This window comes from Variovorax atrisoli, from assembly GCF_014195185.1.
Taxonomy (GTDB): Bacteria; Pseudomonadota; Gammaproteobacteria; order Burkholderiales; family Burkholderiaceae_C; genus Variovorax; species Variovorax atrisoli.
Map to the genome: position 1 here is coordinate 519935 of NZ_JACIBG010000004.1, position 14433 is coordinate 534367.

Genomic DNA, 14433 nt, shown 5'->3' on the forward strand with positions numbered 1-14433 from the left:
TCCGTGCTTCGCACTGCGGTGCTGGCTTGCTTGGGGCGGCCCGGCGCTTCGCTCATGCGGCTTCTCCAACGGCTGCGGCCTTCTTCTCGAATGTCTTGCCGGTGCCGAAGTACACCTCCTGCACCTTGGGATGGTCGCGGATCTCCAGCGGCTTGCCCTGCGCGATGAGGCGTCCGCGCGCGAGCACGATCATGCGGTCGGCGTACGCGAACACCACGTCCATGCTGTGCTCGGTGAAGAGCACGGCCATGCCGCGCTGGATGACGAGTTCCTTGGTCAGCGCCATGAGCGAGTTGCGCTCCTTGGGCGCCATGCCGGCGGTGGGCTCGTCCATCAGCAGCAGCTTGGGCGAGTTGGCCATCGCGATGGCGAGCTCGACGCGTTTCACGTCGCCGTATGCGAGCACGCTGCAGGGCCGGTCGGCCTGCGACTTCATGCCGACCTGGTCGAGCAGCGCCAGCGCTTCCTCGCGCTTGTGGTCGGCGGCGCGGCGCCACGTGGAGAAGAGCTTGCGGTCATGCGACAGCAGCGCCATCTGCACGTTCTCGACCACGGTGAGCGAGGCGAAGGTCTCGGCGATCTGGAAGGTGCGGCCCACGCCCATGCGCCAGATCTCGCGCGGCTTGCGGCCCACGAGTTCGTGGCCGTCCAGCGTGATGGAGCCCTGGTCGGCCTTGAGCTGGCCGTTGACCATGTTGAAGGTTGTCGACTTGCCGGCGCCGTTGGGCCCGATCAGCGCGAGCAGTTCGCCGGGCGGCAGCTCGAAGCTGATGCCGTCCACCGCCTTCACGCCACCGAAGGACTTGCCGAGGTTCTCTACCTTGAGGAGCGTTCCGGTCATGCCTTCACCTCCTCGAGCTTGGCCTTGGCTTCGGTCCTTGCAGCTTCATCTTCCTTCGGCGCGCGCCAGCGGTCTGCAAGCTGCTTGATGGAGCCCGCGATGCCCTGCGGGAACAGCAGCACCAGGATCAGGATGATGGCGCCCAGCATCGCGCGCCAGTAGTCGGTGTTGCGCGCCACGGTGTCGTGCAGCCAGGTGAAGGTGACGGCACCGACCACCGGCCCCGCGAGCGTCTGAATGCCGCCGAGCAGCACCATCACGAGGCCGTCGACCGACTTGCCGACCGACAGCGTCTCGGGCGAGATGCTGCCTTTCGAGAACGCAAAGAGCGCACCCGCCAGGCCCGCCACGGTGCCCGCGATGATGAACGCCACCCACTGCATGCGCTTGACGTCGATGCCGATGGCGTCGGCGCGCAGCACCGAGTCGCGGCCCGCGCGCATCGCGTAGCCGAAGGGCGAGAACAGCACGCGCCGCAGCCACCACACGCCCGCACCCACGAGCACCAGCGTGAGCCAGTAGTAGGCCCGCTTGTCGGAAAGCCACTCGGAGGGCCACACGCCGGTCAGGCCATTGCTGCCGCCGGTGAAGCTGTCCCACTGGTAGGTGATGGCCCATGTGATCTGCGCGAAGGCCAGCGTGAGCATGGCCAGGTACACGCCCGACAGCCGCACCGCGAACCAGCCGTAGACGAAGGCGCCGAGCGCGGCCACCAGCGGCGCGACGATCAGCGCCAGTTCCATGGGCAGGTGCAGCGCACGCACCAGCAGCGCCGCGCCGTACGCGCCGAGGCCGAAGTACGCGGCGTGGCCGAAGGAATGCATGCCGGCCGGCCCCATGATGAAGTGCAGGCTGGTGGCGAACAGGGCCGCGATCATCAGGTCGATCATCAGCACCGTGGTGTAGGGCGAGTTCACCGTGAGGAAAGGCACCACGGCCAGCAGCAGCGCGAACGCGGCGGCCACCACCATGTAGGCGTTGCCCGGGCGGCGCAGCGGTTCTTCCTGCATGCCCACGTAGCGGCTCGGCGCCTGCGGACGGCCGAACAGGCCCCAGGGGCGCCACACCAGCACGATGGCCATCACGAGGAAGTCGACCATCAGCGTGAGCTTGGAGAACGAGACGTCGATGCCGAAGATCTGCACCACGCCGAGCCAGATGCACACGGCCTTGATCTCGGCGATGAGCAGCGCGGCCATGTAGGCGCCGGGCAGCGAGCCCATGCCGCCCACCACCACCACCACGAAGGCGGCGCCGATGGTGTTCAGGTCCATCTCCAGCGTGGCGGGCTCGCGCGGCAGCTGCAGCGCGCCGCCGAGGCCCGCGAGCAGCGCGCCGAGCGCGAACACCGCCGTGAAGAGCCAGGCCTGGTTGACGCCGAGTGCGCTGACCATCTCGCGGTCTTGAGTTGCGGCGCGCACCAGCGTGCCGAAGCGCGTGCGGGTGAGCAGCAGCCACACGAGGCCCAGCACCACCGGGCCGACGACGATCAGGAACAGGTCATAGGAAGGAAACTGACGCCCGAGGATCTCGACCGAGCCCCTGAGGCCGGGCGCGCGGGGGCCGAGCAGTTCGTCGGGCCCCCACAGCCAGAGCACCGCGTCCTTGATGACGAGGACCAGCGCGAAGGTGGCCAGCAGCTGGAACAGCTCTGGCGCCTTGTAGATGCGGCGCAGCAGCACCACCTCGATGATGGCGCCGAGCACACCCACCGCCAGCGCGGCGATCAGCAGCGCGGGCCAGAAGCCCAGGCTCGAGCCCAGCTTGTCGACGAGCGTGTACGCGAGATAGATGCCCACCATGAAGAACGAACCATGGGCGAAGTTGACGATGCGCGTCACGCCGAAGATCAACGAGAGACCGGCCGCCACGAAGAAGAGCGAGGACGCGCCGGCCAACCCGTTGAGCAACTGAACAACAAAACCTGAAAAACTCATCAAGGATCCTTTGCTCGCCCCCAGGCTTGCCCACTTCGTGTGGCCGCCACCCCCCTACCGGGGGCTATACCAGCGGCCCGGCAGAGCCGGTTCCGCGGTATTCCTGGAATGGTCCGCTTTCAGTGAAGATGTTGGTCTGTTGCGCGATCAGTCCGCAGGGCGCATCTTTTTCACTTCGTCGTCGCTCGGCTGGAACTTGGCGCCGTCGAGGTAGACATAGTCGACCATCACGCCCTTGCCGCCGTCGTTCTTGGTCTTGCCGACATAGGCGCCCATGGTGGACTGGTTGTCCTGCGCGCGGTAGCTGATCTTGCCGAAGGGCGTGTCGACCTGCAGGCCCTTGAAGGCGGCCACGAGCTTCTCGGTGTCGGTGCCACCGGCCTTCTTGATGCCGGCCGCGATCGAGTGGATGGCGCTGTAGCCGACCACCGAGCCCAGGCGCGGATAGTCCTTGAACTTGGCCTGGTAGGCATCGAGGAAGGCCTTGTGCTCGGGCGTCTTCACGCCGTTCCAGGGATAGCCGGTGACGATCCAGCCGTTGGGCGCCTCGTCCTTCAGCGGGTCGAGGTACTCGGGCTCGCCGGTCAGCACGCTCACCACCTCGCGGTCCTTGAAGAGGCCGCGCGTGTTGCCTTCGCGCACGAACTTGGAGAGGTCGGCGCCGAAGAGCACGTTGAAGATGGCGTCGGGCTTGGCATCGGCCAGGGCCTGCACCACGCTGCCCGAATCGACCTTGCCCAGCGGCGGCGCCTGCTCGGCGACGAACTCGACGTCGGGCTGCGCAGCCTTCAGCAGCGTCTTGAAGGTGGCGACCGAAGACTGGCCGTATTCGTAGTTGGGGTACACGAGCGCCCAGCGCTTCTTCTTGAGCTTGGCGGCCTCGGGCACCAGCATCGCGACCTGCATGTAGGTCGAGGGGCGCAGGCGGTAGGTGTACTTGTTGCCGTTGCTCCAGACGATCTTGTCGGTGAGCGGTTCGGCGGCGAGATAGAAGAACTTCTTCTGCTTGGCGAAGTCGGTCAGCGCCAGGCCGGTGTTCGACAGGAAGGCGCCGGCCAGCACGTCGATCTTCTCGCGCGAGATGAGCTCCTCGGCCACGCGCACGGCGTCGCCGGGGTTGGCGTTGTCGTCGCGGCTGATGAGCTCGATCTTCTTGCCGTTGATGCCGCCCTTGGCGTTGATCTCGTCGACCGCGAGCTCCATGCCCTTCTTGTAGGGCTCGAGGAAGGCGGGCTGCGCCTTGTAGCTGTTGATTTCGCCGATCTTGATCACGCCCTGCGCGTGCGCGGGAACGAGGGCCGTGGCCAGCGTGACGACGGACGCGGCGCAGAAAACATGGCGCAATGGATTCATCGAGAAGCTCCTAGGGGTTAAGGCAGAAAGAATTCGAGTTGTACGGGCGCGGGGCTTTGGATGGACGATGCGGCGCGTCTCAGCGCAGGCCGTCTTCGCCCTTGATCTCGGAGACCTGCAGGCCGCCGATGCGCGGCAGCGGACGGCCGCTGTCGGTGACGGCCACCGCCACCACGATCTCGTTGGCGCGCGGCGCGTCGCTCACGCGGGCTTCCACCGCGTCGAAATGGCTGCGCACGAAGGCGGCGTCCTTGTGGCCCAGCGGCACGTCGATCGCGGTGCCCAGCGTGCCCTGCTTCTTGGCCGAGGGCACGAGCGCCGCGCCCTTCTCCACCGCCACGCGCAGCGGCGCGCCCAGCTTGGGATGCAGAATGGCGGCGGCATGTTCGAGCTCGCCGCGCTCGCCCACGATGGCGGCCTTGCCGTAGCTCTGCGCCTGGCCGGGCTCGATGCCCAGCGCCTTCACGGCCTTCTGGCCCAGCAGCGCACCGAGTTCCTCGCCGATGGCGATCAGGTCGTCGAGGTTCTCGCTGTAGCGGCCGGCGTAAGGGTTCTCGATCACGGCGATGGCGATGGCGCGGCGCGTGGGCGGCGTGATGTCCTTGCCCATTTCGCGGCGGGTTTCATCGACCTGTACTACGAGCTTGCGGATGTTGGCGGTCATGTTCTGTGTTCCTTGTCTCTGTATGGATGCTGCGGCTCAGCGCAGGCCGTCCCATTTGCTGATGTCTTTGGCGAGCAGGCCACCGACGCGTGCGTGGACGCGATACCCGGTGCTCATCGCGAGGATGAAGACGATCTCGTCGGCCGCCGGCGCGCCGGGCACGCGCACTTCGATGGCGTCGAACTGGCCGCGCACGTAGCTGGCGTTGATGTTGGTCAGCGGCACGTCGAGCGCGGCGCCGGGCGGGCCGACCTTCTTGGTCGAGGGCACGATCGAGAGCGCATTGCCGGGCTGGCCGGTCTTCTCCTCGGCCTTGCCCGCGGTGTAGGCGGCGCGGCTGCCCTTCCAGCCGAGCAGTTCGCGCATCGCGTAGCCGCCGGGCACGTGCCACAGCGCGCCGTGCTCCAGTTCGCCGTCGGCGCCGACGATGGCGCCCTTGCCGTAGGTGGCGATCTGCTCCAGCGGCACGTCCATGGCGGCATGCAGCCGGTGCGCCATGTCGACGCCCACCGGGTCGAGCAGCGCCATCATCGGCAGGATGTCGGGCTCGTAGCGGCCGGCGAACGGATTGGTCAGCACCGCGCCGATGGCACCACGCACCAGCGGGGTGTCGGCACGCGGTCCGAACTCGTGGTGAATGTGCTCGACCTGGGTGAAGACGCGGCGTATTTCGATCATGAAAAAGAACCTTGCTTTTCGTTAAGCAAATACTGAACCAACTGATTTCGGCAGCTCTGTGTCGAGCGCCTTCGAGCATAAGGGCTCGACGAGTTTCCACTGCCCCTGGCAAACGAGTAGAGCAGCCCAGACGAGCCCTCCTTTTTGCAGGACCTTGGCGCAAACCACGCCCGTATCGAGTGCGCTGCGCACCTGCGCGGGGGCCAGCTCGGGCACGTCGACGGTGACGAGCGTGTCGCCCAGGTCGCTGTCGTCCTTGCACTCGTTCGCGGGGCGGCGCGCGATGGCCTCGTCGTCCACGTCGACGGCGTTGGCGATCACTGTCGCGGCGGCATCGGCCTGCGCTGCGGTGGCGGCCAGCACCGTCACGCTGTCGGCAATGCCCAGCGAGAAGCTGCGCCCGCGCCAGCCGCTGGTGGCGACGCCGCGCACGGGCTGGTCGGCGCGCAGCTCGAACTGGCCGTCGGTGGTGAGGATGCCGCCTTCGCCGGCAAGATGGCTGCGCAGGTCGAAGCGCGCGATGTCGGCGAACACGCCCACGCGCGCGGACTGCCCCGGCGCGAGGTGCAGCGCGATGTCGCCGCCGTTGTTGATCCACGCGCGTTCGATGCCGGGGCGTTCGTAGAAGGCGATGAGCTCCTGCGCCACCGAGCCGGCCACTGCCGCCATCGGCGTGATGAACATCGGCGAGAACGCGGCGCAGGCGTCCCACATGCGGCGCGCCACCACGTTGCGCGGGCGCATCCTGTCGGTGACGGGCAGGCGCAGCAGCGGCAGCTCGCGCACCAGCTCGTCGAGCACGTGGACGAAGCGCGCCCATGCCGCATCGTGCGCAGCGGCCACGGCATACGGGTCGCCGTGCGCCTCGGCCACGATGTCGATCGGGCCGTGGTTGAAGTGCCAGCGGCTCTTGTCGAGCGCACTGCGTTGGGCGGACATGATCAGCCCAGCATCGGGGCGTGGCCCAGGGGCCACGGGTTGGCGTCGTCCACCGCGAGCCATTGGCGCGCAAGCGGTGCGCCGTCTTCCTGCCATGCACCGCGCGCGAGCGCCTGTTCGAGCGGGAAGATGTGTTCGACGTGGCCGCCGAGCGCCTCGTAGTCGTCGCGCCGCATGCTGAACTCGATGGGTGCGACGATGGCAGGCGTGGGCACGGTGCCGAAGCTGTTGTCGGGCATGCGCATGACGTCGGCCATCACGGTGATGCCGCCGCCTGGCCACACATAGGCCGGCGCGCCGCCGCAGGTGACGTTGACCAGCGCGCGCTTGATGGCGCGCGTGAGCAGCACCGGGTTCTCAGTGACGCCCGCGCGCAGGCTGCCGCCCGCACCACCGAGGAACAGCACCGTGCACAGCGACGGTTCGCAGTTCTCGCCGATTCGATCGACGATGCGCTTCACCTCGGGCGGCATCGGCTGCTCGACGGGCTTGAGCGCGTCGTCGAGCACGTACCACTGCGCATGCTCGCCGGTGGTCGACGTCATGAGCAGGCGCAGGCCCGGGCGCGCGACGCCCTCTTCCCAGCCTTCGATGATCGCGAGCGGATCGGCGATGTCGGTGCCGCCCCAGCCGTTGCCCGGGTTCGCCACCTGGAAGTAGCGCCCCGGCGTGGACTTGCGCCCCAGCATCTGGATGCCCGAGGGCGCCATGTCGAGGCAGCGGCCGGCCTGGTGCTCGGTGAGCACGCCGGTGATGTGGTCGTCGACCACCACCACCTCGTCGGCCACACCGGCGAACTGCCGCGCAAAGATGCCGACCGCGGCCGAGCCGCAGCCCACGCGCATGCGCTGCTCTTCCACGCCGTTGACGATGGGCGCCTTGCCGGCCTGGATGACGAGGGTGGAGCCGCCGTCGATGGTGCACTCCACCGCCTTCTTGTTGCCCAGCAGCTGCATCAGCTCGGCCGTCATGCGGCCTTCCTTCTTGCTGCCGCCGGTGAGGTGGTGCACGCCGCCCAGCGAGAGCATCTGCGAGCCGTATTCGGCCGTGGTCACGTGGCCCACGACCTCGCCGCGGTAGCGCACGTTGGCCTGCTCGGGGCCGAGGAAGCGGTCGGTGTCGATCTTCACCTTGAAGCTGCAGTAGCTGAAGATGCCTTCGGTGACGACGGTGACCATGTCCACGCCCTGGGCCTTGGAGGCCACGATGAAGGGCGCGGGCTTGTAGTCGGGGTAGGTGGTGGAGGAGCCCACGCCGGTGACGAAGACTTCGTCGGCGTGCAGCAGGTCGCCGTTCCAGTCGGGGGCGGCATCGCCGGCCTCGGCGCCGGGGCGGTCGAAGGGCACCAGCGCAGGCGCCTCGCTCTCGATCGTGCGGCGCAGCAGCACGACGGGATCGACGCGCACCAGCACGCCCTCCTTGTTGGCGTAGCGGTCGCAGGCGCCGCTGCGGCCCTCGGAGATCTGGCACAGCACCGGGCAGGCGTTGCACTCGACCTTGGCGGAGCTCATGCGCTCGTTGCGCAGCGGTGCCTTGCCGAAGGCGCTGCTGCCGGCTTCGGCCACCACGGGCATGTCCATGCCGGGGAGGCCGTCTGTCTTGGTGTGTTCTGTCATCGGGGCGATCTCGTGGGCGTTCGGTGTTGGGCGAAGTGCGAATCCGGGCTGTCGGGGTTTGCAACAAACGTGCCGTCCGCCCGCTTGTGCATCGACTTCCGTTTGTGTAGCATTCCCTACACTTTCATGTTGCATTCACTACATCAAAGGTCAATGTAGCAAACGGGCCCGATGCTTGCAATGGTGTTTTCTAGCGGCGTTCATCGGGGTTTCTCCGACCAACGACAATGGAGGGTTCGGAGCCGGCCGGCGGCTTTCGCCCCAAAGGCGTGCGCGCAGGCTCAGCCAACCTCCCCTGTTACCAACCAACTCTTGAGTTCCGTATGAGTGCATTCAGCGAAGAACGCGTCCTGAGCGTCCACCACTGGACCGATCGCCTGTTCACCTTCACCACCACGCGCGACCCGGCCCTGCGCTTCTCGAACGGTCATTTCACGATGATCGGCCTGAAGGTCAACAACAAGCCCCTGCTGCGCGCCTACAGCATCGTGAGCCCGAACTACGAGGAGCACCTCGAGTTCCTGAGCATCAAGGTGGAAGACGGCCCGCTGACCTCGAGGCTGCAGCACATCCAGGTGGGCGACACCATCATCGTGGGCCGCAAGCCCACCGGCACGCTGCTGATCGACTACACGCTGCCGGCCAAGCGCCTGTACCTGTTCGGCACCGGCACCGGCCTCGCACCGTTCATGAGCATCATCCGCGACCCGGACACCTACGAGAAGTTCGAGCAGGTCATCCTGGTGCACGGCGTGCGACAGGTCGACGAGCTGGCCTACCACGACCTCGTGACCGACCACCTGCCCAAGCACGAGTTCCTGGGCGAGATGATCGAGAAGCAGCTGCTGTACTACCCCACGGTCACCCGCGAGGAGTTCCGCAACCAGGGCCGCATCACCGACCTGATCGAGAGCAACAAGCTCACCGACGACCTGGGCCTGCCGCCGCTGAACGTCGAGGAAGACCGCGTCATGCTGTGCGGCAGCCCCGGCCTGCTGGTGGACCTGAAGCACATCCTGGAAAAGCGCGGCTTCAAGGAAGGCAACACTTCCACGCCCGGCGACTACGTGGTCGAGCGCGCCTTCGCCGAAAAGTAATGTCAATGTCGGCCCCCCGGCTTTTCACGCGCTTCGCGCGTGTAACTCCACCCCCCGAGGGGGAGGCGCCGTCCGCCTTGGGGCGGCCCGGCGGCGACCGCCTGTAATGGAACGCAAGGCTGCCGTCACCAAGCCGCAGCGCCGCACGGGTGTGCGCGAGGCGGCCGCCCAGGCCACGCGCGACAGCATCCTGAAGGCCGCGACCAAGGTCTTCGCCAAGTACGGCTACGACGGCGGCAGCGTGGAGAAGATCTCCAAGGCCGCGAAGTCGTACGACCGGATGATCTACTACTACTTCGGCAGCAAGGAAGGCCTCTTCATCGCGGTGCTCGAAGGCATCTACCAGCGCATGGACGATGCCGAGGCCGCCATCGCGCTCGACACCTCGCGGCCGGTGGACGCGCTCACCGAGGTCATCCGCTTCGTGCTGGGCTACTACCGCAAGAACCCCGAGTTCGTCACGCTGCTGAACACCGAGAACCTGCACAAGGGCCGGCACATTTCGAAGTCGCTGCGCGCGCGCGAGTACTCGTCGCGCGCGGTGGCGATCATCGCGGAGATCCTGGCGAGCGGCGCCTCGCAGGGCCTGTTCCGCAAGGACCTGGTGGCGCGCGACATCTACCTGCTGATCGCGTCCACGGGCTACTTCTACACATCCAACCGGCACACGCTCACCGCCTTCCTCGGCGAGCCGCTGGAGTCGCCCGACGCCATCGCGCACTGGGAAGACTTCGTGATCGAGACGCTGCTGCGCACCGTGCGCGCCGACGCCGACGAGCCGCAGGACGAAGAGAACAACTCCACCCCATCCCACGAGGACACATCGAAATGGCAGAAATCGCAACCGGCGGCAAGTCGGGCAAGGTCGTCATAAGGAACATCGGGCTGCTGCTCTCGGGCGACATCGACAAGCCCATCCTCGATGCCGACACCATCGTCGTGAACGACGGCCTGATCGTCGCGGTCGGCAAGGAAAAGGACTGCGACCTCGAAGGCGCCGTCACCGTCATCGACGCGAAGAAGACCTGCGTCGCCCCCGGCCTGATCGACAGCCACGTGCACCCGGTGTTCGGCGACTGGACGCCGCGCCAGGGCCAGCTCGGCTGGATCGACTCCACCATGCACGGCGGCGTGACGACGATGATTTCCGCCGGCGAGGTGCACCTGCCCGGCCGCCCCAAGGACATCGTGGGCCTGAAGGCGCTGGCCATCACCGCGCAGCGCGCCTTCGACAACTTCCGCCCCGGCGGCGTGAAGGTGCTGGCGGGCGCGCCCGTCATCGAGAAGGGCATGGTCGAGAGCGACTTCAAGGAACTCGCCGAGGCCGGCGTGGGCCTGCTCGGCGAAGTGGGCCTGGGCTCGGTCAAGGCCGGCTACGAGGCCAAGGAGATGGTGGCCTGGGCGCGCAAGTACGGCATCCAGAGCACTATCCACACGGGCGGCCCCTCGATCCCGGGCTCGGGCCTGATCGACAAGGACGTGGTGCTCGAGGCCGACGCCGACGTCATCGGCCACATCAACGGCGGCCACACCTCGCTGCCCGAGGCGCACGTGTGCGAGCTGTGCGAAAAGAGTTCGCGCGCGATCGAGATCGTGCACAACGGCAACGAGAAGGTCGCCATTGCCGCCGCGAAGGCGGCGCTGGAGCTCAAGTGCCCGCACCGCGTGATCCTCGGCACCGACGGCCCCGCGGGCTCGGGCGTGCAGCCGCTGGGCATCCTGCGCATGGTGGCGATGCTGTCGTCCATCGCGAACATCCCGGCCGAGCTGGTGTTCTGCTTCGCGACGGGCAACACCGCGAAGATCCGCAAGCTCAACTGCGGGCTCGTCGAGGTGGGCCGTGCCGCCGACTTCGTCTTCATGGACCGCGCGCAGCATTCGCCGGCGCCGGGGCTGCTCGAGAGCGTGCAGCTCGGCGACATCCCGGGAGTGGGCATGGTGATGATCGACGGCATCGTGCGCTGCGGCCGCAGCCGCAACACGCCGCCTGCGACCGAGATCCCGGTGGTCGTCTCGGGCGCGCACTGAGCGAACGCCCCTCGCCGCCGCCGGCTGGCTTCAGCCGCCGCGGTGCGAGCGGAAGACGAGATAGCGCGCCGACAGGAAGTTGGCGCCCATGCCCGCAACGCTGCCGATCGCCACGCCGAGCGCCGCAGCCCATCGGCCTTCCACCCAGTGCAGCGTGAGCACGTAGGCGCCGTAGTTGAGCACTGCGCCCGCGGTCATGGTCGCGAGGTAGCCCAGGTATTCGCGCCAGACGGAACGGCCGGATGCGGCGCTGGCCGCGCTCGCAGCGAAGGTGTAGCGGCGGTTGAAGGCCCAGGTGGTCGTCGCCGCCGAGAGGAAGGACACCACGCGCGCCGCGTACCAGCCCAGCAGCGGCGCCAGCAGGTAGAGCACCACCACGTCGACCACGAGCCCGATCACTCCGACCACCGCGAAGGCGAGGAACTCGCGGCCGATCTTCATCGCGGACCGCCCGCCGCGCGGGCCGCACGTTCGCGCACGCTGGGAATCGCGAGATAGCTCAGCCGCTTGGCCTCTCGCCGCCCCAGGGTGATGGCCTGCATGATGACGCCGCACACGAAGGACAGCATCGCCGCCAGCATTGCGCCGGTGGCCAGCACCGCGGTGGGGAGCCGGGGCACCAGGCCGGTGTGCACGTAGGTCATGACGACCGGCACGATCAGCACGATCGACATCAGCGCCAGCAGCGCGCCGATGATCGAGAAGAACTGCAGCGGCCGTTCGCTCACGAACAGCTTGCAGATGGTCTTGAGGATGCGCCAGCCGTCGCGGTAGGTCGAGAGCTTGCTCACCGAGCCTTCGGGCCGCGTGCTGTAGGCCGTGGCTTCCTCCGCATAGGGCATGCGCAGCTCGAGCGCGTGCACGGTGAGCTCGGTCTCCGTCTCGAAGCCCCGCGACAGCGCCGGGAACGACTTGGCATAGCGCCGCGAGAACACTCGGTAGCCCGAGAGCATGTCGGTGAGCCCGCCGCCGAAGAGCTGCGCCACCGCGCCCGTGAGCATGCGGTTGCCGAAGCGGTGGCCGGCGCGGTAGGTGTGTGCGTCCTGGCCGTCGTCCACGCGGCTGCCGACCACCATGTCGAGGTTGTCGCGCACCAGGCGCTCGATGAGGCGCGGCGCGGCGCCCGCGTCGTAGGTGGCGTCGCCGTCGGCCATCACGTAAACGTCGGCATCGACGTCGGCGAACATGCGCCGCACCACGTTGCCCTTGCCGCGCAGGGCAACGTGGGTGACCGTGGCGCCGGCCGCGCGCGCCACGCCTGCCGTGTCGTCGCTGGAGTTGTTGTCGAAGACGTGGATGTCGGCTTCGGGCAGCGCGGCGTGAAAGCCCTGCACCACCTGCTCGATGGCCAGCGCCTCGTTGTAGCAGGGGATCACCACGGCGACGCGCAGGCCGCTGCCGACATTGCCGCCGGGGCCTTGCCGGATGCTGTTGGAGATGTCTGCGGCGTCGTTCATGGTGCGGCGGGAAGGATACGGTAGACCCGGCTGCCGTCCTGCTGGTATTGCACGGCGAAGTACTTGTCGAAATCGACGCGCGCGGTGAACACCGGCACCACCGTATCGGGCAGCACCACCGCGACGAAGCCCATGCCCGAGAGCTTGCGCGCGAGGTCGCCGCCCGACAGCTTGCCGAAGTCGGTATAGCGCCAGGGCCCGAGCGTGTCGCCCCAGATGGGGTTGGGGCCGTAGTAGATCGCCTCGTTCAGCGCGATCTGGTAGACGCGGCCCTTGGCGGTACGCCGCAGGTAGTCCATGACCGCATAGCCCGGCACGTGCTTGCGCAGCACGGCTTCGCGGGCCTCGGGGGTGGTCGCGATCAGCGCGACCTTGGTGGCCGTCTGGCGCACGGAAACCGCGGCCAGCACCGCCAGCAGCAGCACGATCGCCCAATCGCCCACGCGGGCCGGGGTGCGCGCAGTGACGGCTGCGGGAGGCACGTCGGCCGCCGAAGCCCTGGCCCCGGCCAGGCGGCGAAAGCCCGCGACGATCCAGCCGAACACCACCTGCCAGCCGACGGCCGCGATGGCCGCCAGCAGCGGGAACGAGGCCGTCAGGTAGCGCGGATAGCGCGAGGTCACGACCCAGACGATCACCGAGTACAGGCAGAACCAGCCGGCCGCGCGCACGGCGGCGGAGCGCTTCCACAGCGGGCTGAACGGCGCGAAGAACACCGACCACAGCAGCGCGTTGGGCAGCTCGGCATGCACGCGCACGTCGGCCACCTGCTGCACATAGTCGGCCGGCGTCCATTCGGTGAAGCCGAACACGCGCGCGCCGATGGGGTTGAAGGGGTCGCCCGTCATGATGGCGTTGCGCGCGTACCAGTACACGCAGGGCAGCAGGAAGCAGGCGAACACCAGCGCCCAGGCCTTGAGGCTGCGCTCGTGGCGGAAGACGAAGGGCGCCACCAGCGGCAGGAAGATCAGCGCCTGGTACTTCGAGCCGGCCGCCAAGCCCAGGCAGAAGGCCGCGACACCGAGCCAGCGGATGCCGCCGTGCGCCGGCTTGCCGACCTCGGATTCGCGCCACCACCACAGCGCCACGCAGGCCGACAGCACGAAGAGCGCCACGCCCATGTCGATGAGCGCGTTGGAATAGTCACCGAGCCCCAGCCAGATGGCCGCGCCGATGCATGCGGTGAGCCGGTTGGCGTGCAGCATGCCGAGGCGGTAGATCATCACCACCGACAGCGCGCCGGCCAGCCCGTTGAGGAAGTGCGGCAGCACGTCGTCGCCCAGCTGCAGCGCGCCGGCGTACAGCAGGTTGTAGTTGTACGGGAACCAGGGGTAGCGCAGCCAGTCGTGGATACCCAGCGAGCCCTGCTCCGCGACCTGCCGCGCATAGGGCAGGTGGTACATCAGCTCGTCGAAGGCGATGGGCGGCGCGAGCGGTGCGGCCAGCGCGGGCAGCACGACCAGCGCCAGCGCGATCGCCGCGACGCGCTCGACGTAGCTCCAGGGCGCCGCCGGCGGGTTCGCAAGCAGCAGCGCGCGCCGCTCGCGCAACCATGAAGGCAGCTGGAGCGCCGCGGCCACCACGCCCACGGCGACGACCGCCGCGGTCGCGCCCGTCCTGAAGGCGCCGAAGATGGCCAGCGCCTGGAAGGCGCAGATGAAGATTCCCACGCCCAAGGCCACGGCCATGGCGGCTTCGAGCCCCGCGTCGCGGCGCGGGGGCGGCGCGAGGCGGCCCAGCAGCGCACGTCCATAGCCCCAGCAGCCCGTCACGAAAACCGCCAGGGCCGCGTAGTGCGCGGCTGCAAACATCAGCTTCTGAAT

At 68.1% G+C, this 14433-nt stretch carries 13 protein-coding genes; 3 read left to right on the top strand and 10 right to left on the bottom strand.

The features are described from left to right. Positions 1–52 precede the first annotated feature (52 nt). The 7 genes from FHY06_RS17545 to FHY06_RS17575 form a co-directional block, all read right to left on the bottom strand. Positions 53–841, bottom strand: a complete 789-nt coding sequence (locus FHY06_RS17545; protein ID WP_132751848.1) for an ABC transporter ATP-binding protein — start codon at positions 839–841, stop codon at positions 53–55. Next, on the bottom strand, positions 838–2778 hold the full coding sequence (locus tag FHY06_RS17550; RefSeq protein ID WP_184605897.1) for an ABC transporter permease: 1941 nt from the start codon (positions 2776–2778) through the stop codon (positions 838–840). The genes FHY06_RS17545 and FHY06_RS17550 overlap by 4 nt, the downstream gene beginning before the upstream one ends. A 147-nt stretch (positions 2779–2925) precedes the next feature. Beyond that, the gene (locus tag FHY06_RS17555) at positions 2926–4131 is read right to left on the bottom strand and encodes an ABC transporter substrate-binding protein (protein WP_019658426.1); all 1206 of its coding nucleotides are present in this window, start codon (positions 4129–4131) and stop codon (positions 2926–2928) included. A gap of 79 nt (positions 4132–4210) precedes the next feature. Further along, positions 4211–4795: an amino acid synthesis family protein gene (locus tag FHY06_RS17560; RefSeq protein WP_184605898.1), complete on the bottom strand. Its 585-nt coding sequence runs from the start codon at positions 4793–4795 to the stop codon at positions 4211–4213. 36 nt (positions 4796–4831) lie between these two features. After that, a complete protein-coding gene (locus FHY06_RS17565) occupies positions 4832–5473 on the bottom strand; it encodes an amino acid synthesis family protein (protein WP_019658428.1) in 642 nt (213 codons plus the stop codon). A 21-nt stretch (positions 5474–5494) separates the two neighbouring features. Beyond that, on the bottom strand, positions 5495–6412 hold the full coding sequence (locus FHY06_RS17570; RefSeq protein WP_132751847.1) for a UPF0280 family protein: 918 nt from the start codon (positions 6410–6412) through the stop codon (positions 5495–5497). A gap of 2 nt (positions 6413–6414) precedes the next feature. Then, positions 6415–8028, bottom strand: coding sequence for a hypothetical protein (locus FHY06_RS17575; protein ID WP_019658430.1), 1614 nt, complete (start codon positions 8026–8028; stop codon positions 6415–6417). A gap of 323 nt (positions 8029–8351) precedes the next feature. On the opposite strand from FHY06_RS17575, the gene FHY06_RS17580 reads away from it, so the two are divergent. From FHY06_RS17580 to FHY06_RS17590, 3 genes are all read left to right on the top strand, one after another. Continuing rightward, positions 8352–9125 (top strand): ferredoxin--NADP reductase, encoded by a 774-nt coding sequence (locus FHY06_RS17580; RefSeq protein ID WP_019658431.1) that lies wholly within the window; start codon positions 8352–8354, stop codon positions 9123–9125. Between the two features lie 106 nt (positions 9126–9231). Further along, positions 9232–9999 (top strand): TetR/AcrR family transcriptional regulator, encoded by a 768-nt coding sequence (locus FHY06_RS17585; RefSeq protein ID WP_126184192.1) that lies wholly within the window; start codon positions 9232–9234, stop codon positions 9997–9999. Next, positions 9954–11153 (top strand): amidohydrolase family protein, encoded by a 1200-nt coding sequence (locus FHY06_RS17590; protein WP_019658433.1) that lies wholly within the window; start codon positions 9954–9956, stop codon positions 11151–11153. The genes FHY06_RS17585 and FHY06_RS17590 overlap by 46 nt, the downstream gene beginning before the upstream one ends. A 30-nt stretch (positions 11154–11183) precedes the next feature. Here the strand turns inward: FHY06_RS17590 and FHY06_RS17595 are convergent, their stop codons facing one another. The 3 genes from FHY06_RS17595 to FHY06_RS17605 are packed head-to-tail and all read right to left on the bottom strand — an operon-like array spanning position 11184 to position 14421. Continuing rightward, entirely contained in the window at positions 11184–11594 is a 411-nt protein-coding gene (locus FHY06_RS17595; RefSeq protein WP_019658434.1) for a GtrA family protein, read from the bottom strand. Next, positions 11591–12610, bottom strand: coding sequence for a glycosyltransferase family 2 protein (locus FHY06_RS17600; protein WP_184605899.1), 1020 nt, complete (start codon positions 12608–12610; stop codon positions 11591–11593). Before FHY06_RS17600 ends, FHY06_RS17595 begins: the two co-directional genes overlap by 4 nt. Then, positions 12607–14421 carry an ArnT family glycosyltransferase gene (locus FHY06_RS17605; RefSeq protein WP_184605900.1) on the bottom strand — a complete coding sequence of 605 codons (1815 nt, stop codon included), beginning with the start codon at positions 14419–14421 and terminating at the stop codon, positions 12607–12609. The genes FHY06_RS17600 and FHY06_RS17605 overlap by 4 nt, the downstream gene beginning before the upstream one ends. Positions 14422–14433: the final 12 nt, after the last annotated feature.

What these genes read in the sequence shown, in the direction of transcription:
- FHY06_RS17585 (WP_126184192.1), top strand. Translation starts at nt 9,232, where the DNA reads ATGGAACGCAAGGCTGCCGTCACCAAGCCGCAGCGCCGCACGGGTGTG.
- FHY06_RS17550 (WP_184605897.1), bottom strand. Translation starts at nt 2,778, where the DNA reads ATGAGTTTTTCAGGTTTTGTTGTTCAGTTGCTCAACGGGTTGGCCGGC.
- FHY06_RS17555 (WP_019658426.1), bottom strand. Translation starts at nt 4,131, where the DNA reads ATGAATCCATTGCGCCATGTTTTCTGCGCCGCGTCCGTCGTCACGCTG.
- FHY06_RS17605 (WP_184605900.1), bottom strand. Translation starts at nt 14,421, where the DNA reads ATGTTTGCAGCCGCGCACTACGCGGCCCTGGCGGTTTTCGTGACGGGC.
- FHY06_RS17580 (WP_019658431.1), top strand. Translation starts at nt 8,352, where the DNA reads ATGAGTGCATTCAGCGAAGAACGCGTCCTGAGCGTCCACCACTGGACC.
- FHY06_RS17595 (WP_019658434.1), bottom strand. Translation starts at nt 11,594, where the DNA reads ATGAAGATCGGCCGCGAGTTCCTCGCCTTCGCGGTGGTCGGAGTGATC.
- FHY06_RS17565 (WP_019658428.1), bottom strand. Translation starts at nt 5,473, where the DNA reads ATGATCGAAATACGCCGCGTCTTCACCCAGGTCGAGCACATTCACCAC.
- FHY06_RS17600 (WP_184605899.1), bottom strand. Translation starts at nt 12,610, where the DNA reads ATGAACGACGCCGCAGACATCTCCAACAGCATCCGGCAAGGCCCCGGC.
- FHY06_RS17575 (WP_019658430.1), bottom strand. Translation starts at nt 8,028, where the DNA reads ATGACAGAACACACCAAGACAGACGGCCTCCCCGGCATGGACATGCCC.
- FHY06_RS17590 (WP_019658433.1), top strand. Translation starts at nt 9,954, where the DNA reads ATGGCAGAAATCGCAACCGGCGGCAAGTCGGGCAAGGTCGTCATAAGG.
- FHY06_RS17545 (WP_132751848.1), bottom strand. Translation starts at nt 841, where the DNA reads ATGACCGGAACGCTCCTCAAGGTAGAGAACCTCGGCAAGTCCTTCGGT.
- FHY06_RS17560 (WP_184605898.1), bottom strand. Translation starts at nt 4,795, where the DNA reads ATGACCGCCAACATCCGCAAGCTCGTAGTACAGGTCGATGAAACCCGC.
- FHY06_RS17570 (WP_132751847.1), bottom strand. Translation starts at nt 6,412, where the DNA reads ATGTCCGCCCAACGCAGTGCGCTCGACAAGAGCCGCTGGCACTTCAAC.